Consider the following 23,533-nt stretch of genomic DNA (forward strand, 5'->3'; position numbering starts at 1 on the left):
ACTGGCACCTGGCATGGCACGATTGCCCTTATGCCGAGGCACGAAATCAGCGCATCGGCGCCTGCATAGAGGGAACAGCCATCAAAAGAGAATTAAGACAGGCCGCTGATGCAGCGGAGAATGTCACCAACTCCCGCACTCTGGAACTGCTGGCCAGGGCGGGGTTTGCGGCGAGCGGCATCCTGCATCTGCTGGTGGGCGCCATCGCGATCCGGCTGGCCATGGGCGGTACCGGCAATGCTGATTTCAGCGGTGCGGTAGCTGAGCTCGCCACCCAGCCGGCGGGGCCTTTTCTGTTGTGGGCCAGCTTCGCCGCCTGCGCAGCCCTCGCGCTGTGGCAGACCAGCGATGCCTTCTTCGATTACAACCGGCTGCCCGCCAAGAAAAAGGCCGGGAAGAAGGCCAAGGCAGCGGCACAGGCTCTGGTGTTCGCGGGGCTGGCCCTCACGCTGATGTCCTTCGCGCGGGGTACCGGTTCGGGCGGGGACAACCAACAGGCGGCCAGCGACTTTACCGCTTCCGTGATGAAGGCTCCGGGCGGTGTGGCGCTGCTGGTCCTGCTGGGCATCGGCATCGCCGTTACCGGTGTGGTCTACGGCATCCGCGGCCTGCGGAAGTCCTTCGAAAAACATCTGATGATGCCGGCATCCTCCACCCCAAGAACCGCCGTCACCATCCTGGGCGTGACAGGGTACGTGGCCAAAGGCACTGTGCTGTTGCTGGCCGGGCTGCTGATTGCCATAGCCACCCTGCAGGCGCACCCTGAGGAGTCCACCGGGCTGGACGGCGGTCTTCGGGGGCTCCGTGACCAGCCATTCGGCGTCTATCTCTTGGCAGCGGTCGGCGCGGGGCTGATCTGCTACGGCGTCTTTATGATCGTCCGCGCACGCCTCGGGAAGATGACCCACTAAACCGCCCGCTACCGCGCGACTTGACCGGTGTCGTTCGGCTCGCGCCGCCCAGCGCCCCGAGCCAGGGTCCGGACGCTACGGTACGGTGATCACCGCGACAGCCTGCTGCGTGCCGTCCCGCAGTTCCACACTCGAAATGCTGGTCAGCTGGATGGGCGTAGCTCCGGTAACCTTGACCCTGCCGCTCGGCGTGGCCGTCCAGGCGCACGCACGGTCCTCGCCGCCGGCGCGGTCCCGCACCCACAGCGACAATGTCCCGTCGGAGGGGAGGCTGCTGCCGTTCACGGCCAGCTCGGTTCCCCAGTTCTTCCGGGCCAGGTCGATGCTGAACTGCAGGCCGCCTCCGGACTGCACTGAATATGTGGCGTCCGGCTGCGCGGGCCGGTTCAGCAGCGGACCCACCGCCATCCCCACGGCGAGGCATGCTGCGGCCACAGCGCCTACCAGAGCCGCCCACCGCCGTCGTGCGTTACGGCGGCGGTTCGCCAGTTTGGACAGGAGGTACACCGGCGCCCCGGCTGCAGGGGCGGGCGGCGCACCCAATCCAGCCGGGACCACGGTGAGCGCTACAGCGTCCGGCACAGGAAGGGCGTCCAGCAACGCAGGCACTTTCTCAAGCCGGGCAAGCTCATCCCGGCATTTCACGCAACCCTGCAGGTGCGCTTCGAAACCCTTCAAATCCTCGGCGTCCAGTCCGCCCAGAAGGTAGGCGCCCAGCAACTGGTGCTGCTCGGAAGCGTTCACCGTTCCACCCCCATCTCGTCCAGAATGGTCCGCAACGCCCGCAGAGCGTAGAAGGCACGGGACTTCACCGTTCCGCTCGGGACGTTCAACTGCACCGCTGCCTCATTTACGGTGAAGCGGCGGTAGTGCAGGGCAACCAGCACATCCCGGTGTTCCGAGCTGAGGCGGAGCAGCGCTTCCTCGATCAGCACCCTGTTCAACAGCTCATCCACGCGTTCCACAGCCTCCGCAGAATCGGCAAGGCCGTCGTCGAGGGTTTCGGCCGGGCGGCGCTGCGCCCGGCGGTAATTGTCGATCATGATGTTCCTGGCCGTCCGGAAAAGATAGCTGCGGAGGCTTCCGGTGACCTCCGGCGCGTGCTGCCATACACGGAGCACGGTTTCCTGGACAACGTCCTCGGCCAGTTGCGGGTCCCGGGACGCACTGAGCACAAAGCGGCGCAGGGCCGGGCCGTGTTCACGGTAAATGGACTCCACCACATCCTCGTCCAGCGGCATTTCAGGACCTCCCGTCCCGGCCTGCAGCACGCTCGCCTCCGTGCTGCTTCCGGCTGGTACGACGTCCGCAGCCGGAATTTGGTTCATTTGAACCATTCTTCACCCGGAAGCGTATTACTCGTTAGCGTCCGGCATCGACGCCGGGCACGAGCCAAGGAGCAAACCTATGAAAAAGCATCTGGGAACAGGCCTTACCATCCTCGCGCTGACGGCGGCCCTGGCAGGCTGCGCCGGCGGCAGCGGAACCACCCCTGCAGCCAGCACGCCCGCGGCCACCACTGCCGCTCCCGCCACGACCTCGGCCGATCCCACTGCCACGTCTTCAGCGTCAACTGCAGCCGCCGGTGTCGACCTGATGATCGGTTCCTCCAGCCTGGGTGACATTGTGGTCGATTCAAAGGGGATGAGCCTCTACTACTTCACCAAGGATGTGAAGGATTCCGGCACCAGTGCCTGCACGGGAGGTTGCCTGACCGCCTGGCCGCCGCTTCTCACCACTGCGGACGAGCCCAAGGTGGAGGGGGTAACCGGAACCGTGGGCACCATAACCACACCGGAGGGTGCCAAGCAGGTGACCTTGAACGGCATGCCGCTGTACTACTTCAAGAAGGACACCAAGGCCGGTGACATCCTCGGCCAAGGCGTCAATGACGTCTGGTACCTTGCGGATCCGGCCGGCGAAATGATCAAGACGGCTGCCAAATAACTGGGGGACGGTGAGCCGGGTGCCGGCGCCGTCACGGGAGCGGAACTGCCGGCAGCGTCGCCGGCAAGGGAACCTGTGAAGGAACCGGCACTTCCGGCGAGCCGCCCAGTCCATCGTCGATATGTCCGGGAACAACCCCGGGCAGGGTCTCTGAAGCGGGGACTTCCCCGGGCTTACCCGGGGAAGTTGGCTGGCGTGTGGCGGGCCCTTCCGCGGCCGGGCCGTCCGACGGCGGACCCGCCGTCGGCTGCGTGGCTGAGGCGGGGCCTGCCGGTATCGATGCCGGGTCGCCGGCGGGTGAAGCGCCGGAGGGTGAAGCGCTGGCGGGCGCCGTACCGGAGGTGGCTGCCGGCTGAGGTGTCGGGGGCTGTTCGGCAGGATGGTCCGCAGTTGCGCCGCCGGAAGTGGTGATAAAGGAAGTGACAGCCTGGTTGAGCTGACTGAATGATTCCCGGAAGGTTTGGTCGGACGCCGCGGCAACGGCACCGCCTGCGCTCAAGGAAACCGCCACGGACAGCGCCGTGAGGGTGGCCCGGCGTTTGGCCCTGCGGCGGGCAGCCAGCTCATCAGCAGGACCTGTTGGTAAGTCGACGGCGGGTGGCGTCGCGTTTGCTCCGGCCATCAGGGCAAGCAACTCAGCTGTTGGTTCCGGTGCAACAGATCCCAGGGCCCGGAGTTCCAAAAGGACGGGGCGGAGCTGGGTGTCGCCGTCCAGGTCCGCCTCCCACAGCAGCTGGTCAACGGAGCCGTCACGGCGGGATCCTGCGGTGTCACTCATTGTTTGCCTGGTTTCTTTTGAGCGTCTGTGCCTTGAGATTCTGAAGGGCCCTGCGCTGGAGCTGCTTGACCGCCCCTTCGCTTTTGCCCATGATTCCGGCCACCTGTTCTATGGAAAGGTCGGCTACCACCCGCAGGGCCAGCACTTCCTGGTGTTCGTCGCCGAGTCCGTCCAGCAAGGCGGCAGCAGCTCCGTTCAGCTCCACCGCACAGTGTTCTGCGGAAGGGGTACTCCGGTTGTCATCCTGAGGGTCGTAAGGAGTCAGCTGGGGTCTGCGTTCAAGCCGCCGATAGTGGTCAACCATCCGGGCGTGGGCGATGGAAAACAGTAATGACTTGGCGCCCTGCAGCCCTCCGGTGAGGCCGCTGATCTTCGGGAAGAACGCCAGGAACACGTCCTGGGTCACCGCTTCGGGATCGTCGACGCCCCGTGCCTTAAGGTAACCCAGCACTGGACCTGCAAAGGACCGGTAAGCGACGCCGAACAGCGCTGCCGGGTCGGTTCCGGCTGCGTCGTCGAATATGTCGATCTCTTCTTGGGCCAAAGTGTCTAGCACCGGCGGCTCCTCCATCCCGGAACAGGGCAATGCCCATCCCGGTTTACGGTGCGGTCTACGGGTCCTGCTCGTACTTCCCCCCGCTGCCTGACGGCAGGTGTTCCGGGCTGAAAATCCCGGACCGGCCTCCCCGAGGGTGGCGATATTCCTGAAGGATGATGTCCCAAGGGTCAGGATTGCCCTACTGCGGGAAACGGACTTCCTGCCGTTTCCCGCAGTACACACTAGCTAATGCCGCCTAGCGGACCGAAACGGACGGGGCGTCCACAGCTGCGCTGCCGCCGTCGACGGAAGCAGCCGGGACCTCGGGAACGGCAGGTACGGCGGGAACTGCCGGCTTGCCGTCGATACCCGGAAGAGCGGGGACCGCCGGGACAGCGGGGAGGGCCGGAACAGCAGGAAGCTCGGGGCTCCCGACCTCAACAGCGGCCGACCCGGTGGCTGCGGCGCTTGCCTCTGCGGCAGCGTCAGCCTGGGCTACGACGTCGGCGCAGAAGCTTCCGACATTCGCTTCACCCTGTGCAGCAAGGACCAGGGAGGAGAAGCCCTCGGAGGAAGCGTTCAGGCCACCATTGGCGAAAGCGGTGCAAAGGCCGAGGGCGGCGGCGCCGGCTGCATCAACGGCCGCGCCGGCACCAGCGGAGGTGGAGGCCTGGGCAGCGATGCTGTCCTCCGAAACAGCGGCGGTTCCTGCGGCTTCTGCTCCAGCGTCAGCGGAGGCGGTCGTGCTGGCATCCACAGCGGCACCGGCGACTACCTGCGTGTCAGCGGCTGCTTCTCCAACGAGTTCCGGAGCCGGTGCGCCGAGGAGTTCGTGCGCGGTCTGCTGTGCCTCGACGGGGAGGACACCGGAAGCAGCTGCGGCGCCGGTCCCACCGACGGCGATGGTGCCTGCTGCCAGTACTCCGGCGGCGACTTTGCTGGTGGCGAGGACGGTGAACAACGACATAAGACACTCCAAAACTAGACAATACGTTTGATTCGGGCCCGTCGGGCGGACCCATCACCTCCTGCATCGCGGGGGACGGAGGAAAAGTTACGGGTGTCCGGAAAGTTTTTTCGTGGCGCTACCATCGATGCATGCCTACCATCCCGGAGTCCCGGAAAAAGCCCAGCACCTGGCAATCGATGGTGGACAGCAACAAAGCCCTCCTTGTCAGGAAGACCGGCGAAGACACCGCCCACTGGGCCGAAAAGGCGCGCGCCGCCGGCATCCGGAACGACGGCGAGCTCCGCACCTGGATGCGCGACGGCTTCGGGGTGACGGGGTACGCCCAGTACGCAGTCTCCTGGGAGATGTTCGGCTACCCGGAGTTTATGCTGCGCGACGCCGACGAGCTGATCGACGGGCAGTACATCAATCACCCGCACTTGAGGCCCATTGCGGACGCCATCCTGGCGTGGGCGTCCGCGACAGAGGGGGTGGAGATCCAGATGCGGAAGGGCTACGTGTCCCTCCACAGCCCGCGGCGGAAGTTCGCCCAGGTCTCCCGGACCACCAACACAGCGGTGGACGTGACACTCAGGCTCGAGGCCCCTGGTGAGGGACGGATCGAAACCGTCAAGACCCGGGCTGACGACCCTTTCGCCCGCCGGGTGCGCCTCACCTCAACCGAACAAGTGGACGACCGGCTGCTGGAAATTCTTGCGCTGGCCCTAAAGCAGAACAGCTAAGGGGCGTGACAGCAAACGGGGGCGCCTTGTGCGGGCGCCCCCGTTTCGAGTGTCTAAGCGTCGGCCAGCTCGGCGTCGGCTTCTTCGAACTCCACCGCCGCGACGATTTCCTGGGTTGCGGGGTTGATCATAAAGGCCTCGTCGTCCTCCTCGACCATCAGGAAGTCGCCGTGGTCCGTGGAGAAGTGCCAGGCCAGGGTGTTCCCACCGGCGTGCAGGTAATTGGGGTCGCCCATCGTGATCCTGATCAGCTCGTACCCGGCGATGCTGCAAAGTTCGCGGATGATGATTTCGAAGTCGGGGGCATCCCCAAGGGCCTCGGCGTCGGCCTGTGCCTGGCGCTCCGGCAGGTCCGGAATCCGGGCCACGAGCCGCTCGATGTACGCACCGATTTCCTCGTCGTCCAGCACCAGCAGTTCGGGCTGGCCACGCAGCCAGGCTGCGTTGAGTGCGGTAATGTTCTCCGTCTCCAGCAGCTCCTCGAACTCGCCGTCGAGCTCCTCCATCCGGAGGACGCCATCGGGCTTGTCCCCGGAGTCATCCAGGCCGCCGTCGAGGTAATGCTCTTCGTCTTCTTCGGACAGGTCAGCGAATGCCTCGACAGACCGGTTGAAGAGGTCAAGGTGCGTCGTGGCTCCCATTCCCGCCATGCCTTCGCGGATCAGCGTGTCCGTTTCGGCCCTGTCGACGGCGGTAAAGACGTACTGCGCGAAGCCACCCTCGAGTGCCTGGGTGAGGTAGAAGTCAACGTAGTAGCTGCGCACGGCGACGGGCGACATCTCTTCGGAGCGGAGCAGGGCAGTGTGCATGGCATCCACGATGCTGACGTTGGCCTCCACGACGTCCTCGTCGCTGGATTCGATGCTGCTGCTGGTTAAAACGACAGGCTGCTGGCTGGTGATCATGGCAATCCTCACTGCGGTAAGCGGGTGGTGCTCGAACAGTTTTCACGCTACGTGGGCCCGGTACCACCGGCGTTGAGGGGGAAGTGAACGTCCGGCGAAGATTATGGGGCCAGTTGTCCCAGCCCGGGAAATCGACGGCGGCACTCCCTCCCCCGCGGGCGAACTAAGATGGATCAGATAACCAACCACCGGCCCCGGCCCCGCCGTGGCCTGCTGAAAGTAGCGCGCACCATGCCATCCCAACCGGACGAGAGTGCGGCACTGGCAATACAGACTCCCGCCATCAACGACCGTTCGCTGGCGGCCGGACTGGCGTACGCCATGGGAAGCCGCGTCTCGGGAATTTCGTTCGACGCCGCCACCGGACTCATGCTGGGCAAGGTCCGCGGCGGCGCGGACCTTCCGTATTCGACCACCGCCAAGCTGGTCCGCAAGGGTGGCGGCTGGAGCTGCACCGTAGGGGTGTGCAGCTGCCCGGTGCGGAAGGACTGCAAGCACGTGGCGGCGCTGCTCTTCGCCGCCGAGGACAATCCGGCCACCCGCGTGCAGCTGCTTTCGCCGGCCACCGCCACGCAGGTCTCGCACGCACCGGCCACCGCCGTTTCTGATTGGGAACGGGCCCTCAGCCCGCTGATCTCCCAGCCGGGAATTGCGCCCTCGACCAACGGCGTGCCCCTGGCGCTCCAGTTCGAGATTGAAGAGCCCGCGCCGCACTTTTCCTACACAGGCCGCCGGGACCCGCTGCGCAGTGTCCGCCAGCTCAAGGCCCGCCCGGTGATCATGGGCGCCAAGGGCAAGTGGATCCGCGGCGACGTCTCCTGGAACACCCTGAGCTACCTGAACTTCCGCCGTGAGTGCAACGAGTCGCACGTCGAGTGGATGCAGGAGTTCCTGGCTGCGCACTCCGCCTCAGCCGCCCGGACGCAGAACTCATCGGGCCTCTGGCTGGGCCTGAACACCTTCTCCGGAAAGAATCTCTGGAGCCTGCTGGCGGACGCCAAAAAGATCGGCCTGGCACTGGTCCACTCGCGCGGCATCGAACCGGTCCGGCTCGCGGAGTCCCCCGCCGCCGTCGGCCTTAACCTCAGCCGTTACGGCTCGCCCGTCACTGAACCTTCCGCTGCTGCCGCGGAGTCAAACGGTACGCCCGCCAAAGCTCAAACTTCCGACGGCGGGCTGGAGCTTGCGCCCACCGTCACCGTTGAGGGCGTTGAGGTTGATCCGGCGTCGATAGGCACCATCGGCCGTCCGGCGCACGGCATTTTTGTAACGTCCGGGGAGGCGGCCTTGCCGGGCGTCCCGGACCCCGACGGTGTCATCACGCTGGCGCCGCTGGAAAGTGGCCTGAGCGAGGAGCTGCTGGCGTTTGTTACTGCGGGCAGCACCCTCCACATTCCCGCCAAGGACGAGTCGCGCTTCCTCACCGGGTTCTACCCCAGGCTGAAGCAGACGGCCCGCGTCACTGCCCGCGATGAATCTGTTGAACTTCCCACCCTGGCCCTCCCCACCCTCTCCCTGCTGGCAAATTACGGCGCCGACCACAAGGTGCGGCTCCACTGGGAATGGCACTACAAAACAGGAAACCTGGTCACGGCCCAACCGCTGTGGCGGCACCCCGGCGACCACGGCTACCGCGACGACACCGCCGAGGCCCGGATCCTTGAAGGGATCGGCCAGCCCTGGGACGTGGTCCCGGCCCTGGGCGAATCCGCAACCGGCGGCTGGGGCACTCCCCGGCTCGCGGCTTCGGTAGAGCTGAAGGGCCTGGACACCCTGGCGTTCACTGAGGAAGTACTGCCCCGCCTGCGCCAGGCTCCCGACGTCGACGTGGACACCGCGGGCGACATCGCTGACTACCGCGAGGCTGAAGAAGCGCCGGTGGTTTCCATCTCCACCAAGGCCACGGAGCAGCGCGACTGGTTCGACCTCGGCATCCAGATCTCCCTTGAGGGACAGCCGGTTTCCTTCGCCGCCGTGTTCTCCGCGCTCGCGGCGGGGCAAACCAAGATGCTGTTACCCAGCGGCGCCTACTTCTCGTTGGACCTCCCCGAACTGCACCAGCTGCGCGCGCTGATCGAGGAGGCCCGTTCGCTGCAGGACAACAAGGACGCCCCGCTGCAGATCAGCCGTTTCCAGGCAGGCCTGTGGGATGAGCTGGCCCAGCTCGGAATCGTAGATGAGCAGGCGGCGGCCTGGCGCTCGGCGGTTGGCGGATTGCTTGAGGGTGGCGTGGACGGCCTGCCGCTCCCGTCCACACTGAACGCCGAACTGCGTCCGTACCAGCTGGAGGGCTTTAACTGGCTCACCTTCCTGTACCGGCACAGCCTGGGCGGCATCCTCGCCGACGACATGGGCCTCGGCAAGACCGTGCAGGCGCTCGCCCTGATGTGCGCGGCAAAGGAACTGGCGCTTTTGGTTGCTTCAGGGGAACCCGCACCCGGCACCTTGGTCCCGGCCCCCGACGCCGGCGCTCCCTTCTTAGTGGTGGCGCCCACCAGCGTCGTGGGCAACTGGGCCCTGGAAGCAGCGCGCTTTGCTCCCGGTTTAAAGATCCAGGCCATCAGTGAGACCTTCGCGAAGAGCAATCAGGTCCCGGCGGAATCGCTCGCCGGGGTGGACATCGTGATCACGTCCTATGCCCTGTTCCGGATCGATTACGAGGCCTACGCCTCCCGCGAGTGGGCGGGCCTGGTTTTGGACGAGGCCCAGTTCGTGAAAAACCACCAGTCCAAGGCGTACCAGTGCGCCCGGAAACTGCCGGCCGCTTTCAAGCTCGCCATCACAGGCACACCGCTGGAAAACAACCTTATGGAATTCTGGGCGCTCACCTCGATCGTCGCGCCGGGGCTGTTCTCCAGTCCCAAGCGTTTCGCGGAGTACTACCAGAAGCCTGTTGAGAAAAACGGTGACAAGGGGCAGCTGGACAAGCTCCGCCGTCGGGTCCGTCCGCTGATGATGCGCCGCACCAAGGACCAGGTCATCAAGGACCTGCCGCCCAAGCAGGAGCAGATCCTGGAAGTGGTGCTGAACCCGCGCCACCAGAAGGTGTACCAGACGCACCTGCAGCGGGAACGGCAGAAGATCCTCGGGCTGATCGAGGACGTCAACAAGAACCGCTTCACCATCTTCCAGTCGCTGACCCTTTTGCGGCAGCTCAGCCTGGACGCATCGCTTGTTGATCCGGCGTTGTCGTCGGTCCGGTCCAGCAAGCTGGACGTACTGTTCGAGCAGCTGGAGGACCTGGTGGCGGAGGGCCACCGGGCCCTGATCTTCAGCCAGTTCACGGGCTTCCTCGGCAAGGTCAGGGAGCGGCTGGACGAGGAGAAGATTGAGTACTGCTACCTCGACGGCGGAACCCGCAACCGGGCCGACGTTGTCAGCGAGTTCAAAAACGGCAGTGCACCGGTGTTCCTGATCTCGCTGAAGGCCGGCGGGTTTGGGCTGAACCTTACCGAGGCCGATTACGTGTTCCTGCTGGATCCCTGGTGGAACCCGGCGTCTGAGGCGCAGGCTGTGGACCGGACGCACAGGATCGGGCAGGAGCGGAACGTCATGGTCTACCGGCTTGTTGCCAAGGACACGATCGAGGAGAAGGTTATGGCGCTGAAGGCCCGGAAGTCGCAGCTGTTCGCCGACGTGCTGGAAGGCGATGCCTTGGCCGGTAGCTCCATCACCGCAGAGGACCTGGCAGGGCTGTTCCAGGAGTAAACGGGAGTGGTGCCAGTATGCTTGGGCTTAACTAAAAAGTACAACGTTGGAGAAGACGTGCGACAGCAGCAGGCCGTGACCGGAATCCTTCCATCTTCGAGCTTGCCGCCACTTCGACCGGATGCCTTCCGGACTCCGTACCGGGATCCCGTCTGGGACGGCCCTACCGATCCCGTCCTGGTTCCGGACCACCTCACCGGCGAGTGGGTCCTCTTCTACACCCAGCGCCGTGCCACGGCTCCGGGGTTGAGCGGCGTCGAGTGGGTGCACGGCACAGCGATCGGCGTGGCGAGGTCGTCCGACGGCGGACGAAGCTGGAAGTACCAAGGCACCGTAGAGGGACTGGTGCCGCCGGAAACTGAACTGCCGGCAACCCTGTGGGCCCCCGACGTCGTACGAATCGGTGACCGGTGGATCATGTACCTGACGGTCCTAGGCGGAGTCCGGACAGACTGGACCGGCAACGCATCCATCGTCCAGCTCAGCAGCCGGGACCTGGCCACGTGGGAGTACCTCGGCGCCATCGATCTGGACTCGCCACGGGTCATCGACGCCGCCGTTGCACAGTGCGGGGACGGCCGCTATCGCCTCTGGTACAAGGATGAGGCCCGCGGCTCCAATACCTGCAGCGCGGTGAGCGAGACACCCCAGGACCCGTCGTCGTGGATCCGGGAAGGCCTCACCATCCCCGGCCGTCCCCACGAAGGACCCAAAGTCTTCCGGCTCGAGGGGACCTACTGGATGATTGTTGACGAATGGCGGGGCCAGGCCATCTACCGCTCGGGTGACGCCGCCGGGAACTGGGTCCGGCAGGACCACCTGGGCGGGCTCATCCTCACGCAACCGGAATCAGTGGACGGAAGGCCCGTCGTCGGACGCCACGCAGATGTGGTTCCCCTCGCAGCCCGGGAAGACGGGAAGGAACGGGCCCTGCTGGTCTACTTCACGCACCCGCACTGGGGCGGCGAGGACATCGACACCATGGCCGATGACCCGAAGACCCGCCTCAGCCACGTCAGGGCAGCGGTATTGGAAGTCCGGGACGGCCATCTGGCCTGCACCGGGCAATGACCCTGGATTCCGGCTACTGGACAGCACGACAAAGGGCCAAACCCGGGAACTATAAGCCAGCTGCTGCTGGCACCGGTCCAAGGCCTGGCCCTTTGCTTGACGCGTGCTCCGGGCGCCTCCACCCGGACCTCTTAGTGCCTGCTAGGCCCGCTGGGGTGAACCAAGCTCCACCGGATCTTCATCCGTGAGGTAGGCCAGTTCCGAGTGGGCGGCAAGGTCGATGCCCCGCAACTCGTCCTCCGGCTTGATGCGCAGGCCAATGGTCTTGTCCAGGATCTTCGCCAGGATCCAGGTAATGCCGAAGGAGTAGGCAAGCACCGTGACGGTTGCCAGCGACTGGACACCCAGGAGTTCAACACCGCCCCCGTAGAACAGGCCGTTGACGGCGTTGGGTGCGGCGTCGGTTGCGAACAGGCCGATCAGCAGCGTGCCGAGGATGCCACCCACCAGGTGGACGCCTACGACGTCGAGCGAATCGTCATAGCCCAGCCGGAACTTCAGCTCGATGGCCAGGGAGCAAACGGCCCCGGCGATGGCGCCGATGGCAACCGCCCCGAGAGGGCTGACGGCACCACAGGCGGGTGTGATGGCCACCAGTGCCGAGATCAGGCCGGATGCCGCGCCCATGCTGGTGGCTGCGCCGCGGCGCAGCCGCTCAACAAGCGCCCAGGCGAGGAGGCCGGCGGAAGCGGCAACGGCGGTGTTCAGGAAAACCACAGACGCCGACTGGCCGGCCGAAAGAGCGGAGCCGGCGTTGAAGCCGAACCAGCCCACCCACAGCAGCCCTGCGCCGATGAGGACCAGCGGCCGGCTGTGCGGCTTGGCGTGCTCCACCTTGGGCCAGCCCGAGCTCTTGCCCAGGACCAGAGCAAGGGCCAGGGCGGCGGCGCCGGCGTTCATGTGGACGGCGGTGCCACCAGCGAAGTCGATGGCCTTGATGCCGCTGGCGATCCAGCCGCCAACGGTGCTGCCGTCCGCGGAGGAGAAGGCGAACACCCAGTGCGCGATGGGAAAGTAAACGATGGTGGCCCAAATCCCGGCGAACAGCATCCAGGCACCGAACTTCATGCGGCCCGCTGCGGCTCCAGCAACCAGGGCAGTTGTAACGCAGGCGAAGAACAGCTGGAACGCGGCGAACAGGACCACCGGGATGGAGGCACCCTCATCCGCCGGGAGCAGCTGCGCCATGCCGGGAAACTCGGTGACGTCACCGATAAGTCCCAAGCCGGCTACGGAGTTTCCGAAGGCCATCGAGTAGCCGAACAATGCCCAGAGGACAGCCACCAGGCTGGCGCCGCCGAAGCACATCATCATCATGTTGAGAATGCGGCGCGATCCCACCATGCCCCCATAAAACAGGGCCAGGGCGGGGATCATCATGCAGACCAGCGCCGAGCTGGCCAGAATCCAAGCGACATTTCCCGAATCCATGGGAAACCCCTTTCGTGATGCGAAGAGAGAACGGTAAGTTGCCGCCAGAGCCGTTCCGGAGGAGGGACGCGGGGTCAGTACCACGTTCATCGGAGGGCAGCTATTGCCGTCGTGCTCCAACTGTATGGCTGCCATTTTTGGGTAGGTTTCGGGCGTGTTAAATGATGGTTTCAGTCATCCACCTGCGAGTTTCAGCAGTCCCACTGATTGCAGGCGGGCAGTCAGGTGGGGTGCGGACAAAGGCGGCAAGGGCACATTCTTCCGAGGCCTGTCGCCAAAGGCCGCCGCGTGCCTACAGTTTTTGAGGGGACTCGAAAGTGAAAGGAAGACGGATGCGGACCGTGACTTATGGTGCAGCGTGCAGCCTTGACGGGTTCATCGCGGGCAGCGACGGCGCCCTCGACTGGCTCCACTTCAGCCGCGACGTGGAGGCGGTCATGGCCCAGTACTGGTCAACCGTGGATACTGTGCTGATGGGCCGAAAGACGTGGGAGTTCGCAGCCGCCCAAGGCATGAGCGGTGGGCCCCACTCCGGCAAACCCTCCGCGAGCAACGAGGGCAGCGGCACCCCGGCTGTCGCCACGTACCTCTTCTCCCGGACGCTTACGGAACCCCCGTCGGGAGTTGAGCTCATCTCCGTTGATGCAGTTGGCTTCGTCAAGCAGCTCAAGGACCAACCGGGTAGTGGTATCTGCGTGATGGGCGGCGGCGAGCTCGCAGGCTCGCTCTTCGAGGCAGGCCTTATTGATGAGATCAGTTTGAACCTGCATCCAATACTGCTGGGATCCGGGATCCCGTTTTTCCACCAAACGCGCCGCATTGCCCTCGAACTAACCGAGGCTCGCACCATCGACGGCGGTTGCGTCCTGATGACGTACCGCGTGCGGAAGTAAAGGGCAGGAGCGGCCACCAAACATCGATAAGGCGCCTATTGCAGGGCCCCGATGATTGCTCCCATGGCTGCGAACGACACCACGTTGTACGTGGCGTTGATGGCAAAGAGGGTCAGGCTGCGCCGTTCGAAGAGGTAGTTGATGCCGAATGCCGCCGCAACCCAGGCCACCCCTGCAGCCAGCCCCGCTACCGCGCCAAAGCCGGCACCGCCGTCGCCGATGAACGCGGCCAGCACCACAGCCATGATCACGGCAAGCAGGAAGGACCCCACAAAAACCCGGACCGTGCCATGCTTCAGTTGTTCGTCCGTCGCGCCCCGGCTTCGCGCTGCCACACCTTGGCGAAGAGCACTGAATACCAAAGCCCACCCACCACAAAAGTGGTCAAGGCCGCCAGCAGTACAGCCACCCAATGAATGTCGAATTCCATCGCAGGCACCCTTCCGTGGACGCTGTCGAGCGCGTCGTAGCCTGAAGCGTATGTCCGCTGACCTGCGGAGTCTTGTACAAAAACTGCACGCTCGTGGCCGTCGATGCGAATCCGGGATCGAGTTTTAGCGCACTGAAGGCTGACCGACCGTCCCCCACATGGTCAAGAGGGACAAACGCGGCGTGCTCAGGCCCATGCTCGCGGATCAGACCGACATATTCCGACGGTGTGCACCCGCTGAAGCGCCGAAAGGACTTGATCAAGTGCGGCTGGTCATAATGGTCGGCCAGCGCCAGAAGGTCCCGGCCGCTGGTGCCGTCGGCGGGGAGCCGGGCGGCCTGAACGACCTTCGTCGGGGCCAGTTATGCTGGGGAAAACCCCGCAGCAGCACGAAGAATCGATTCCAAGAGCACCCGGTCACAACCGCCTACCGCCAAGGAAAAGGAAGCATCCGTGAAGAACGAGCAGTCGTCCGGCCAGCAGTCCCCGGCCCCTCAGAAAGCGCCGGCAGAAGAACTCCGGGAAGGTACCCAGGAACTGCGCGTGGGCGTCGTCGGCATCGGCTGGGCGGGACAGCAGCACCTCAAGGCCTACGCTTCGCTGCCTGGCGTCCGCATCGTGTCGCTGGCGGGGATGGAGCAGGAACTGCGCGACTCCCTGCAGGCCGACTTCTCGATTCCCAATGCCTTCTCCGATTGGGAGGACATGCTGAAGCACGGCGGCCTGGACGCCATCAGCGTTGCGGTGCCCACCTTCCTGCACGCACCCATCACCGTCGCCGCCCTGGAGCGGGGAATCCACGTGCTGAGCGAGAAGCCCATCGCACGCAACGCCGTCGAAGGCCAGGCAATGGTGGACGCGGCACGAAAAGCGGGGCGCGTCCTGGACGTGGCCTTCAACCACCGCCGCCGCGGCGACATCCAGGCGCTGAAGGGCGTCATTGACGACGGCGGCCTCGGCCGGCCGTATTACGCGAAGGCATCCTGGCTGCGCCGTTCGGGCATCCCCACGCTGGGCAGCTGGTTCACCAATCCCGAACTGGCAGGCGGCGGACCGCTCGCGGACATCGGAGTCCACGCCCTGGATTACGCACTGCACCTGCTCGGCGAACCGAAGGTAGTGGCAGTCTCGGCTGCCACCCATTCAGAGCTGGGCCCGCAGGGGCGCGGCGGCGGAAGCGCCTACTCCGCCTTGGCCTCCAGCCACGCCTTCGAAGTGGAAGACTTCGCCTCCGCGTTCCTCCGCCTTGAGGGCGGCGGAACGCTGCTGATCGAGGCGAGCTGGGCCACGTACCGGGAAACGGACGACCTGCTGGACTTCACCGTCTACGGCACCGACGGTGGCGCGGAACTTAAGGTCCAGGGGGCACCTTTCCCGCCTGTCGGCCAGCTTCGGGTTTTCACGGAAAGGGACGGCGAAAGCGCCGATTACGTGCCGCCGGTGCTGCCGGGGCGCGCCCATGACGGAGTTGTGGAAGATTTTGTAACGGCAGTGCGCGGTGGAACGGGAGTCTGGGGCGGGCACGACGGATCGCTGGCCCTCTATCGGGCACAGATTATCGACGCGTGCTACCAGTCCGCGCGGGAGCAGAGGGAGGTTCGCCTCTAATGAACGGCAAACTGAGGATCCGGGTGTGGAACGAGGGCGTCCACGAGGCCATCAACGAGCCGTCCCACATCGGGGAAATCTACCCTGACGGCATTCACGGCGCCATTGCCGCGGGTCTCCGCTCGTACTACCCGGAAGCGGAAATCACGACGGCGGTCCTCGCCACGGACGATGAGCACGGCCTTGACGAGGAGGTGCTCGCGGAAACGGACGTCCTGCTCTGGTGGGGACACATGGCACATCAAGAGGTGAGCGACGCCGTCGTCGAACGCGTCCACCGCCACGTCCTTGGCGGAATGGGACTGATCGTGCTCCACTCCGGGCACTTCGCCAAGGTCTTCACCAGGCTGCTGGGCACCACCTGCTCCCTCGCGTGGCGGAACGACGGCGAGCGAGAGCTGGTGTGGACCGTGAAACCTTCGCACCCCATAGCTGACGGCGTGGACAGCCCCATCGTGATCCCCGAGCAAGAGATGTACGGCGAGTTGTTCGACATCCCGGACCCGGACGACCTGATCTTCATCAGCTCCTTCGCCGGCGGCGAGGTGTTCCGCTCCGGCGTCACCTTCACCCGCGGCAAGGGGCGCATCTTCTACTTCAGCCCCGGCGACCAGGAATACCCGGTGTACCACCACCCGCAGATCCAGCGGGTCCTGGCGAACGGTGTGCGCTGGGCGGCCCAGCCTGAACTGCACCGCGCGGCCCCGGAAGTGACCAACCCGGCCCGGAACTGGTTCGCCGAATGACCATTCCTTTATTGATTGACACACCCGAAATCCTGGTTGACGTGGATGTACTGGACCGCAACATTGAGCGGATGGCCCGCGCAGTCCAGGCCAAGGGCCTTGCCTTGCGACCGCACGCCAAGACCCACAAGATCCCCGAGATCGCAGCCCGGCAGCTCGCGGCCGGTGCAGCGGGATTGACCGTGGCGACCATCGGCGAGGCGGAGGTGTTCGCAGCGAGAGGTGTGGACAACTTCTTCATTGCTTACCCCCTGTGGCTCTCACCGGAGAAGGCTGAACGCCTCCGGCGGCTGGTGGCAACGGCAGTCATTTCGGTCGGCGTGGACTCTGCGGCCGGTGCCGCAATGCTCGGAGAGGGCCTGGGTGATGCGGCCGGGGAAGTTGCCGTCCTGGTTGAGATCGACAGCGGCCACCACCGCAGCGGGGTCCGGCCGGAAGCCGCGGCAACGGTGGCCCGGGCAGCCTCCGGCGCCGGTTTAAGGGTGGCAGGTGTGTTCACCTTCCCAGGCCACAGCTACGCCCCGGGGATGCCGATCGAGGCGGCGGTGCAGGAGCAGGCAGCTTTGAAGCATGCGGCAGAGGCCCTCGCCGAGGCAGGGTTCGAGGCGCAGGTCCGCAGTGGCGGATCCACCCCGACGGCGCTGCTCACCGAGGGGTCCGCTGCCACCGAAGTACGTCCTGGCGTCTACGTATTCGGTGACGCCCAGCAACTTGAGCTGGGCCGGTGCGCCCCCGAAGACATCGCCCTCACCATTGCCACCACAGTAGTCAGCCACCACAGCACTCCGCACGGAACACCTGCGCGCTTTATCGTCGACGCCGGCAGCAAGATTCTGGGCAGCGACCGCCCGTCCTGGGCAACTGGATTTGGCCGGTTGATCGACCATAACGATGCCCGGATCACCGCCCTCTCGGAGCACCACGCCACCGTGGAATTGCACGACGGCAGAACACCGCCGCCCATCGGCACCCAGGTGAGGGTCATCCCCAACCATGTGTGCCTGGCTATCAACCTCGTGGACGAAGTGACCGTCGTGAAGCAGGGACAACTCGTGGACCGGTGGAGGGTGGCTGCCAGGGGCAGGAACCGATAAAAGGTCCGGCTAGATCAGCCCCTGCGCCAGCATCGCGTCGGCCACTTTGACGAAACCGCCGATGTTGGCGCCGAGGACGTAGTTGCCCGGGTCGCCGTACTCGTCAGCGGTGGACGCGCAGCGGTGGTGGATGCCCACCATGATGTCGGTGAGTCGCTCTTCCGTGTGCTCGAAGGACCATGAGTCACGGCTGGCGTTCTGCTGCATCTCAAGGGCCGACGTCGCCACGCCCCCGGCATTGGCCGCCTTGCCCGGGCCAAACAGCACGCCGGCTTCCTGGAACACTGCCACGGCATCGCGGGTGGACGGCATGTTCGCACCCTCGCCGAGGGCGAGGAGCCCGTTGCGGACCAGCCGGGCGGCAGCATCGCCGTCGAGCTCGTTCTGGGTGGCACAGGGCAACGCCACGGTGGCATTCACGTCCCAGACGGAACCGCCTTCCACGTAGGAGGCGCCGCCGCGGCGTTCCGCATACTCCTTCAGGCGGCCTCGTTCCACTTCCTTCACCTCGCGGAGCAGCGCGATGTCGATTCCTGCCTCATCCACCACATAGCCGGAAGAGTCGGAGCAGGCCACCACTGCGGCACCCAACGCCTGCGCCTTGGCGATCGCGTTGATGGCCACGTTGCCGGAGCCGGAAACCACCACGCGCTGGCCCTCGAAGGATGCCCCCCGGGTCTTCAGCATCTCCTGGGTGAAGATCACGGTCCCAAAACCGGTGGCCTCGGGCCTTACCAGGGAGCCGCCCCAGGAGATGCCCTTGCCGGTGAGGACACCGGATTCATAGCGGTTGGTGATGCGCTTGTACTGGCCAAACAGGAAGCCGATTTCGCGCCCGCCCACCCCGATGTCGCCGGCCGGGACATCGGTGTATTCGCCGATGTGGCGGTAGAGCTCGGTCATAAAGGACTGGCAGAACCGCATGACTTCGGCATCACTGCGGCCGCGGGGGTCAAAGTCGGAGCCGCCCTTGCCGCCGCCGATGGGCATGCCGGTGAGGGCGTTTTTGAAGATCTGCTCGAAGCCAAGGAACTTAACTATGCCAAGGTAGACGGAGGGGTGGAACCTCAGGCCGCCTTTGTACGGGCCCAGGGCGGAGTTGAATTCCACCCGGAAGCCGCGGTTGATCTGCACGCGGCCGGCATCGTCGGTCCACGGTACGCGGAAAATGATCTGCCGTTCGGGTTCGCAGAGCCGCTCCAGGATGGCGGCTTCGAGAAACTCGGGGTGCCGGTCATGGACCGGTCCAAGGCTCTCGAAGACTTCCGTGATGGCTTGGTGGAATTCCGCCTCGCCAGGGTTCCGGGCCAGGACCGTGTCCCTGATGGCCTCCAGCCGTGCATCCATGAACTATTCCTTACCGTGGGCCGAACGCGGGACGGCGACGCAGAGGCAGCACTGTCCCAAGAAGTTTACGTTTCAAGCTATCGGATTACGACCGGGTACCGTTAGGCGGGCACACGAGCGTCGCGCTATTGTCCGTATTGTGACAAGCAAGTTCCACTTCATGAAAACCGCCTTCCCGTCGCGTTGTACCTGCGAGATGTCCTGATGCCACACGTATGCCTCCTCCTTTCCGGCGCCGCACTGCTGATCAACGGCCTTGCCATGCTGGCGCATGTGCCGCGCCGCGATGCAGCCGTGCTCAGCCTGGTGGTGGGGTCCATCCAACTGGTCCTCGCCGTCGGATACGTGACGAATGACGACGGCGGCGCAGTCCCATTGCCGACCGCCGCGGGCATGTTCCTGTTCGCTTTGACCTACGTCTACGTGGGTCTGGACGTGCTGCTGGGCCTCGGGTCCAAGGGGTTGGGGTGGTTCTGCGGCATGGCTGCATTCGTCGGGCTGCTGCTGGCCGCCGTTTGGCTGCATTCCAATCCCCTGCTCGCTGTGCTGTGGTTGGCGTGGGCGGCTCTCTGGGGCTTGATGTTCGCCTCGATGGCCCTGGGCCTGGGACGCCTGGACCCGGTCCTCGGGTGGGGCCTGGTTCTGGCCAGCCAGGCGACTGCCACCATCCCCGCTTTCCTCGGCCTGGCGGGAATTTGGCCCGGAACGCCTGGGCCGGCCTGGCTTGCGGCTGCCATCCTGGCGGTGCTCTTTGCAGCGGCGTTCGTGCTGGGCCGCCGCGAGGGCAGGGCAGTGCTCCTTGCGGGCCTTGTTCCGGCAGACAGCGCCGGGCCAGTCAGCACGTCCAATCCCTAAACGGGTGAATTCGGGCTCTATTATTCCCAGGAGCGCCCTACAGGAGGCTGCTGCGCAGCTCCTTCAGCTGCAGGACCAGCCAGGGGCTGAAAGCCCATGGAACGGACTCCGCTGCCGCCTCGAGGCTTGACATGGAAACCCACTGGTACTCGCAGACCTCAGATTGTCGGGGCGCTACCGGATCATCAGTCAGGGCTGTGAAGACAGGGCACAGCTCGTTTTCCACAATGCCATTCGGGTCAACAGCTCTGTACCTGAACTGCGGCAGTCGCTGCTCCACATCCAGGACCTCGATTCCGAGTTCCCACTGGCCTCGTCGCCGGATCGCGTCCACCATATCCTCGCCTGGAGCCGGATGTCCGCAGAAGGAATTGGTCCAGACCCCGGGCCAGGCAGCTTTCACAAGGGCGCGCCGGGTCACAAGAAGCCGCCCCATTCGATCGAACACGTAACAGGAAAACGCCAGATGAAGCGGGGTTTGTTGATCATGGATGTCCTGCTTCGGCGCTGTCCCGCAGGGCTGGCCGTTCGCGTCCAGTAGAACCACTAACTCTTGATCCGTCATGCCCACGTCCTGCCTATGAAGCCACACCGTGCCGCATCAGGAACGGCATCGCATCGCCCTGACGTTGTAGTCCCAGTCATAGGTGGGCTCCTAGGGCTGAAGCACTCACAGCGGCATTCCTTTCAGGCGCGGCCCTTCAACGTGGCGGGCCTTCAACATGATCGACGAGGCTGGCACCAACAACTATCCCTGCTCCAGGCGAAGATTGGGATCCTCTTCGATTTTCCGGCATCAGCAGATAAGGGAATTCCGGAGCGAAGAGCGGGCTGACGGGCTGCGGACGGCCGAGCCGGGCCTGCGCTCCCCAATAGCACAGGCCCGGCTCTCAAATATGAACGGTCCCCGTTAGAAGCGGAGCCCGCGAAGGTAGTTGTAGCCCACCTCGGCCGTCTGCAGCGGCGTGACATCGGGCTGGTCGTTCTCGACGATAAATTCCTTCGGCGTGTGTGCCCGGAAGATGCGTGCAAAGTCGATCGTTCCGGTTCCGAGGTCTGCAAAATCGCCAGCGGGGGCGCGGTCCTTCACGTGGTACTGCAGGACCTTTTGCGGAGCCTGGAGGATGGTATCGATGGCAAACTGGACAGGATCTTTTGCACCCACTCCAACACCGGCGGTCACTGCCCAGTAGAGGTCCACCTCGAGGTGGACCAGTTCTGGATCGAGGTGCTTGGTGAAGATGTCCCAGGGGGTCAGACCGCCACCGAGATCCGTAGTGAACTCGTGGGCGTGGTTGTGGTAGCCGTACTTGAGGCCGGCCTCCCGGGCAACAGCGGCCTCCGCGTTCATCTGCTTCGCCCAGCCGTACCAGTCAGCTGCAGAGCTGGAAACCAGGTACGGGACGTTGATGTGGGTCTGGCCGAGAGTCACGGCATTGGCGATCTTCGTCTCGAGCGCGGCAGGGGTGGCACTGATTCCGTCATGGCTCGAGGAGGGCGTAATGCCGAGTGAATCAAGCGTCGAGCGCATCGCCTCGGCGGTTCGGCCGTACAAACCGGCGAGTTCAACCTTGGTGAAGCCGAAGTTGGCGAGGCTTGCCAGCGTGGCATCCACGCCCTCGCCCCGCATGATCGAACGCAGGGTGTACAGCTGGATGCTGATCAGTCCGGGCGGCACCGGGCGGCCTGCCGCTTTGGCAGCCGGAGCGGCCATCGCAGCAGTCCCGCCGAACCCGGCAAGACCGACACCCACGCCTGCCGCCATCGCTCCCCTCAGGAAGCCGCGCCGGTCGACACCCTTCTCTTCCAATGAACGACGAAGGGCGCCTGGGGCATTGAATCCGAAGCACATATGTTTGCCTTTCCTGGCAGGTTATGCGTTCCTCCACCGGCTTTGGTGAGGGGAAGCATGCGAAGCTGCAACGCAGCGGGTTGTTTACGAGGGCTCGCGGCAGAGGCTTTCCACGGCCGGGCGGCAACGCCGCCCCCGGTTGGTTGTTTCACCCACAGCGTCTTCGCCGTGAGCTTCCCGCTCCACCGTTGCCGTCAATAAGCATCAGATGCGATGGGGACTGGAACTTATGGTGCAGCTGTGATGCACCCTTTCGCTGCCATGAATTCCTTGATCTCAAGCGCACGTTTGGCGCCTGAAACCCAGGCAGAAAGTGATGTTGGCTTTCAGCCTGACCGGCCATCGGCGCCTCGAACTGAAAGTAGCGTCGCCGTCGACCGGGCTTTGGGTTTGAGACTAATGGCCGGTTTTGTTGCCTGTCAAGCAAAAGTCGCGGGGAGATTGAAAGAAGGTGACGACCTAGACGCTCACGGCACCGGACAGGCCTAAGACCATGGCATCGATGCGCTGCGGAGACATGGCGTGGTGAATAGCCAGCATGCTGGCGCCGAGCACGCCGGCATCGAGTCCCGAACTGGACTGGACGATTTGGAGGTGCTGGGTTGCCAGCGGAATGGTGCGGGAGTAAACGACTTCCCGGATGCCTGCGATGAAGTGCTCGCCCGTCAATGCCATGGAGCCGCCAATGACGATGACAGACGGGTTCATGAGGCTAACGCAGGCGGAGAGAACCTCACCCACGTCCCTACCTGCCTGCCGCACCGCTCGTACGGCCTCAGCACTGCCCGCCCCGACAAGCCGTACTACGTCTTCGCTGGTGTTCGCTTCCACGCCGAGTTCGCGAAGCTTGGCCGCAACGGCCGGTCCTGACGCGACGGCTTCGAGACAGTCCACATTTCCGCAATGGCACGGAACGCCGGCGCCGTTGTGCACCCTGATGTGCCCGATATCCCCGGCAACTCCGTCCGCGCCGCGCTGTAGCATGCCGCTGGACACGATGCCCGACCCGATGCCAGTGGCTACTTTGACGAAGATGAGATTGTCGATGTTTGGCCACGCAACATTGCGTTCCCCCAGTGCCATGATGTTCACGTCATTGTCTACAAGAATCGGAACGTGGAAGTGGGCCTGCAGGTGGCCCGGAACGTCGAAGCCGTTCCAGCCGGGCATGATTGGGGGATTGATGGGCCTGCCGGTCCTATGCTCCACCGGCCCGGGCAGGCCGATGCCGATTGCCAGGAGATCCGTCATTGCCCGCCCGGAGTCCTGCAGCAGCTCGGTACCCAGTTCGACAACAGCCTCCAGCACTATGTCCGGACCCTGGGTTACTTCCATGCTGCGCGCGGCCTCACGCAAGCGGTGACCGGTGAGATCCGTTACCGCCACACTCAGGTGCGATGCTCCGATGTCCACACCGAGGACAACTTTACTGCCGGCCTTCAACGCAATGCGTGAGGAGGGACGCCCGCCGGTGGAAACAGCATCGTCTACGAAGCCGACCAGCCCAAGTTCCATAAGCGCTTCAATGCGGAGCGTAACGGTGGAACGTGCGAGCCCCATCTGCTCCGCGAGTTCAGTTCTCGTACGCGGGCGTCCGTCCCGCAGGATCTGGAACAGTTCGCTTGCTCCGGATGAACCCAAGCCGTTAAAGGTACTTATGTCACTCATCGACTAATTAAAGCACACCTTTCGACGAAAGGGTCGCCGAGCGTCTGCTTGGAGGCTGA

General features: G+C 64.7%; 23 protein-coding genes. 10 read left to right on the top strand and 13 right to left on the bottom strand.

What is annotated here, in order from left to right:
• Positions 1 to 53: 53 nt before the first annotated feature.
• Positions 54 to 911 (top strand): DUF1206 domain-containing protein, encoded by an 858-nt coding sequence (locus tag AC50X7_RS07815; RefSeq protein WP_494978602.1) that lies wholly within the window; start codon positions 54 to 56, stop codon positions 909 to 911.
• Between the two features lie 75 nt (positions 912 to 986).
• Here the strand turns inward: AC50X7_RS07815 and AC50X7_RS07820 are convergent, their stop codons facing one another.
• Both AC50X7_RS07820 and AC50X7_RS07825 read right to left on the bottom strand, forming a co-directional pair.
• Positions 987 to 1,655, bottom strand: coding sequence for an anti-sigma factor family protein (locus AC50X7_RS07820; protein ID WP_494978478.1), 669 nt, complete (start codon positions 1,653 to 1,655; stop codon positions 987 to 989).
• Positions 1,652 to 2,152, bottom strand: coding sequence for a sigma-70 family RNA polymerase sigma factor (locus AC50X7_RS07825; RefSeq protein ID WP_494978603.1), 501 nt, complete (start codon positions 2,150 to 2,152; stop codon positions 1,652 to 1,654). The genes AC50X7_RS07820 and AC50X7_RS07825 overlap by 4 nt, the downstream gene beginning before the upstream one ends.
• Positions 2,153 to 2,318: 166 nt before the next feature.
• Between AC50X7_RS07825 and AC50X7_RS07830 the strand changes: the two genes are divergently transcribed.
• The gene (locus AC50X7_RS07830; protein ID WP_494978479.1) at positions 2,319 to 2,858 is read left to right on the top strand and encodes a COG4315 family predicted lipoprotein; all 540 of its coding nucleotides are present in this window, start codon (positions 2,319 to 2,321) and stop codon (positions 2,856 to 2,858) included.
• 31 nt (positions 2,859 to 2,889) lie between these two features.
• Here AC50X7_RS07830 and AC50X7_RS07835 read toward each other — a convergent pair whose 3' ends face one another.
• The 3 genes from AC50X7_RS07835 to AC50X7_RS07845 all read right to left on the bottom strand — a co-directional run bounded on the left by AC50X7_RS07835 (position 2,890) and on the right by AC50X7_RS07845 (position 5,141).
• Complete coding sequence (locus tag AC50X7_RS07835; protein WP_494978480.1) at positions 2,890 to 3,636, bottom strand: hypothetical protein; 747 nt, start codon at positions 3,634 to 3,636, stop codon at positions 2,890 to 2,892.
• On the bottom strand, positions 3,629 to 4,207 hold the full coding sequence (locus tag AC50X7_RS07840) for an RNA polymerase sigma factor (RefSeq protein ID WP_494978481.1): 579 nt from the start codon (positions 4,205 to 4,207) through the stop codon (positions 3,629 to 3,631). The genes AC50X7_RS07835 and AC50X7_RS07840 overlap by 8 nt, the downstream gene beginning before the upstream one ends.
• 223 nt (positions 4,208 to 4,430) lie before the next feature.
• Complete coding sequence (locus AC50X7_RS07845) at positions 4,431 to 5,141, bottom strand: protein tyrosine phosphatase (RefSeq protein ID WP_494978482.1); 711 nt, start codon at positions 5,139 to 5,141, stop codon at positions 4,431 to 4,433.
• A 131-nt stretch (positions 5,142 to 5,272) separates the two neighbouring features.
• On the opposite strand from AC50X7_RS07845, the gene AC50X7_RS07850 reads away from it, so the two are divergent.
• A complete protein-coding gene (locus AC50X7_RS07850) occupies positions 5,273 to 5,866 on the top strand; it encodes a DUF5655 domain-containing protein (RefSeq protein WP_494978483.1) in 594 nt (197 codons plus the stop codon).
• A gap of 53 nt (positions 5,867 to 5,919) precedes the next feature.
• Here the strand turns inward: AC50X7_RS07850 and AC50X7_RS07855 are convergent, their stop codons facing one another.
• Positions 5,920 to 6,771: a DMP19 family protein gene (locus tag AC50X7_RS07855; protein WP_494978484.1), complete on the bottom strand. Its 852-nt coding sequence runs from the start codon at positions 6,769 to 6,771 to the stop codon at positions 5,920 to 5,922.
• A 231-nt stretch (positions 6,772 to 7,002) separates the two neighbouring features.
• Here AC50X7_RS07855 and AC50X7_RS07860 point away from each other — a divergent pair, with 231 nt between their 5' ends.
• Together AC50X7_RS07860 and AC50X7_RS07865 are read left to right on the top strand one after the other, a co-directional pair.
• Positions 7,003 to 10,479, top strand: a complete 3,477-nt coding sequence (locus tag AC50X7_RS07860) for a DEAD/DEAH box helicase (RefSeq protein WP_494978485.1) — start codon at positions 7,003 to 7,005, stop codon at positions 10,477 to 10,479.
• A gap of 57 nt (positions 10,480 to 10,536) precedes the next feature.
• A complete protein-coding gene (locus AC50X7_RS07865; RefSeq protein WP_494978486.1) occupies positions 10,537 to 11,550 on the top strand; it encodes a family 43 glycosylhydrolase in 1,014 nt (337 codons plus the stop codon).
• Positions 11,551 to 11,691: 141 nt separating this feature from the next.
• Here the strand turns inward: AC50X7_RS07865 and AC50X7_RS07870 are convergent, their stop codons facing one another.
• The gene (locus AC50X7_RS07870; RefSeq protein ID WP_494978487.1) at positions 11,692 to 12,981 is read right to left on the bottom strand and encodes an ammonium transporter; all 1,290 of its coding nucleotides are present in this window, start codon (positions 12,979 to 12,981) and stop codon (positions 11,692 to 11,694) included.
• A 332-nt stretch (positions 12,982 to 13,313) separates the two neighbouring features.
• On the opposite strand from AC50X7_RS07870, the gene AC50X7_RS07875 reads away from it, so the two are divergent.
• Entirely contained in the window at positions 13,314 to 13,874 is a 561-nt protein-coding gene (locus AC50X7_RS07875; protein WP_494978488.1) for a dihydrofolate reductase family protein, read from the top strand.
• Between the two features lie 35 nt (positions 13,875 to 13,909).
• Here the strand turns inward: AC50X7_RS07875 and AC50X7_RS07880 are convergent, their stop codons facing one another.
• Together AC50X7_RS07880 and AC50X7_RS07885 are read right to left on the bottom strand one after the other, a co-directional pair.
• Positions 13,910 to 14,209, bottom strand: coding sequence for a DUF1761 domain-containing protein (locus AC50X7_RS07880; protein WP_494978489.1), 300 nt, complete (start codon positions 14,207 to 14,209; stop codon positions 13,910 to 13,912).
• On the bottom strand, positions 14,170 to 14,304 hold the full coding sequence (locus tag AC50X7_RS07885) for a DUF1761 domain-containing protein (RefSeq protein ID WP_494978490.1): 135 nt from the start codon (positions 14,302 to 14,304) through the stop codon (positions 14,170 to 14,172). The genes AC50X7_RS07880 and AC50X7_RS07885 overlap by 40 nt, the downstream gene beginning before the upstream one ends.
• Positions 14,305 to 14,841: 537 nt before the next feature.
• Here AC50X7_RS07885 and AC50X7_RS07890 point away from each other — a divergent pair.
• Genes AC50X7_RS07890 through AC50X7_RS07900 form a run of 3 tightly spaced genes read left to right on the top strand, consistent with a single transcriptional unit; the run spans position 14,842 to position 17,752 of the window.
• Positions 14,842 to 15,912: a Gfo/Idh/MocA family protein gene (locus AC50X7_RS07890; RefSeq protein WP_494978604.1), complete on the top strand. Its 1,071-nt coding sequence runs from the start codon at positions 14,842 to 14,844 to the stop codon at positions 15,910 to 15,912.
• Complete coding sequence (locus tag AC50X7_RS07895) at positions 15,912 to 16,658, top strand: ThuA domain-containing protein (RefSeq protein ID WP_494978491.1); 747 nt, start codon at positions 15,912 to 15,914, stop codon at positions 16,656 to 16,658. Before AC50X7_RS07890 ends, AC50X7_RS07895 begins: the two co-directional genes overlap by 1 nt.
• Complete coding sequence (locus AC50X7_RS07900) at positions 16,655 to 17,752, top strand: alanine racemase (RefSeq protein WP_494978492.1); 1,098 nt, start codon at positions 16,655 to 16,657, stop codon at positions 17,750 to 17,752. The genes AC50X7_RS07895 and AC50X7_RS07900 overlap by 4 nt, the downstream gene beginning before the upstream one ends.
• A 9-nt stretch (positions 17,753 to 17,761) precedes the next feature.
• On the opposite strand, the gene gdhA is transcribed toward AC50X7_RS07900, so the two are convergent.
• Complete coding sequence (gene gdhA, locus AC50X7_RS07905; protein WP_494978493.1) at positions 17,762 to 19,099, bottom strand: NADP-specific glutamate dehydrogenase; 1,338 nt, start codon at positions 19,097 to 19,099, stop codon at positions 17,762 to 17,764.
• A gap of 204 nt (positions 19,100 to 19,303) precedes the next feature.
• Here gdhA and AC50X7_RS07910 point away from each other — a divergent pair, with 204 nt between their 5' ends.
• The gene (locus AC50X7_RS07910; RefSeq protein WP_494978494.1) at positions 19,304 to 19,954 is read left to right on the top strand and encodes an AmiS/UreI family transporter; all 651 of its coding nucleotides are present in this window, start codon (positions 19,304 to 19,306) and stop codon (positions 19,952 to 19,954) included.
• Positions 19,955 to 19,991: 37 nt separating this feature from the next.
• Here the strand turns inward: AC50X7_RS07910 and idi are convergent, their stop codons facing one another.
• The 3 genes from idi to AC50X7_RS07925 all read right to left on the bottom strand — a co-directional run bounded on the left by idi (position 19,992) and on the right by AC50X7_RS07925 (position 23,474).
• A complete protein-coding gene (idi, locus tag AC50X7_RS07915; RefSeq protein WP_494978495.1) occupies positions 19,992 to 20,519 on the bottom strand; it encodes an isopentenyl-diphosphate Delta-isomerase in 528 nt (175 codons plus the stop codon).
• A 345-nt stretch (positions 20,520 to 20,864) separates the two neighbouring features.
• The gene (locus AC50X7_RS07920) at positions 20,865 to 21,806 is read right to left on the bottom strand and encodes a sugar phosphate isomerase/epimerase family protein (RefSeq protein ID WP_494978496.1); all 942 of its coding nucleotides are present in this window, start codon (positions 21,804 to 21,806) and stop codon (positions 20,865 to 20,867) included.
• A gap of 459 nt (positions 21,807 to 22,265) precedes the next feature.
• The gene (locus AC50X7_RS07925; protein ID WP_494978497.1) at positions 22,266 to 23,474 is read right to left on the bottom strand and encodes an ROK family transcriptional regulator; all 1,209 of its coding nucleotides are present in this window, start codon (positions 23,472 to 23,474) and stop codon (positions 22,266 to 22,268) included.
• Positions 23,475 to 23,533 lie beyond the last annotated feature (59 nt).

The sequence above is a fragment of the Pseudarthrobacter sp. Hb11 genome (assembly GCF_059383655.1).

Excerpts from the sequence above, each read along its gene's own strand:
- AC50X7_RS07900 (WP_494978492.1), top strand. The coding sequence starts at position 16,655 with ATGACCATTCCTTTATTGATTGACACACCCGAAATCCTGGTTGACGTG.
- AC50X7_RS07925 (WP_494978497.1), bottom strand. The coding sequence starts at position 23,474 with ATGAGTGACATAAGTACCTTTAACGGCTTGGGTTCATCCGGAGCAAGC.
- AC50X7_RS07830 (WP_494978479.1), top strand. The coding sequence starts at position 2,319 with ATGAAAAAGCATCTGGGAACAGGCCTTACCATCCTCGCGCTGACGGCG.
- AC50X7_RS07885 (WP_494978490.1), bottom strand. The coding sequence starts at position 14,304 with ATGGAATTCGACATTCATTGGGTGGCTGTACTGCTGGCGGCCTTGACC.
- AC50X7_RS07840 (WP_494978481.1), bottom strand. The coding sequence starts at position 4,207 with ATGGAGGAGCCGCCGGTGCTAGACACTTTGGCCCAAGAAGAGATCGAC.
- AC50X7_RS07870 (WP_494978487.1), bottom strand. The coding sequence starts at position 12,981 with ATGGATTCGGGAAATGTCGCTTGGATTCTGGCCAGCTCGGCGCTGGTC.
- idi (WP_494978495.1), bottom strand. The coding sequence starts at position 20,519 with ATGACGGATCAAGAGTTAGTGGTTCTACTGGACGCGAACGGCCAGCCC.
- AC50X7_RS07895 (WP_494978491.1), top strand. The coding sequence starts at position 15,912 with ATGAACGGCAAACTGAGGATCCGGGTGTGGAACGAGGGCGTCCACGAG.
- AC50X7_RS07825 (WP_494978603.1), bottom strand. The coding sequence starts at position 2,152 with ATGCCGCTGGACGAGGATGTGGTGGAGTCCATTTACCGTGAACACGGC.
- AC50X7_RS07910 (WP_494978494.1), top strand. The coding sequence starts at position 19,304 with ATGCCACACGTATGCCTCCTCCTTTCCGGCGCCGCACTGCTGATCAAC.
- AC50X7_RS07855 (WP_494978484.1), bottom strand. The coding sequence starts at position 6,771 with ATGATCACCAGCCAGCAGCCTGTCGTTTTAACCAGCAGCAGCATCGAA.
- AC50X7_RS07920 (WP_494978496.1), bottom strand. The coding sequence starts at position 21,806 with ATGTGCTTCGGATTCAATGCCCCAGGCGCCCTTCGTCGTTCATTGGAA.
- AC50X7_RS07860 (WP_494978485.1), top strand. The coding sequence starts at position 7,003 with ATGCCATCCCAACCGGACGAGAGTGCGGCACTGGCAATACAGACTCCC.
- AC50X7_RS07875 (WP_494978488.1), top strand. The coding sequence starts at position 13,314 with ATGCGGACCGTGACTTATGGTGCAGCGTGCAGCCTTGACGGGTTCATC.
- AC50X7_RS07835 (WP_494978480.1), bottom strand. The coding sequence starts at position 3,636 with ATGAGTGACACCGCAGGATCCCGCCGTGACGGCTCCGTTGACCAGCTG.
- AC50X7_RS07845 (WP_494978482.1), bottom strand. The coding sequence starts at position 5,141 with ATGTCGTTGTTCACCGTCCTCGCCACCAGCAAAGTCGCCGCCGGAGTA.
- gdhA (WP_494978493.1), bottom strand. The coding sequence starts at position 19,099 with ATGGATGCACGGCTGGAGGCCATCAGGGACACGGTCCTGGCCCGGAAC.
- AC50X7_RS07850 (WP_494978483.1), top strand. The coding sequence starts at position 5,273 with ATGCCTACCATCCCGGAGTCCCGGAAAAAGCCCAGCACCTGGCAATCG.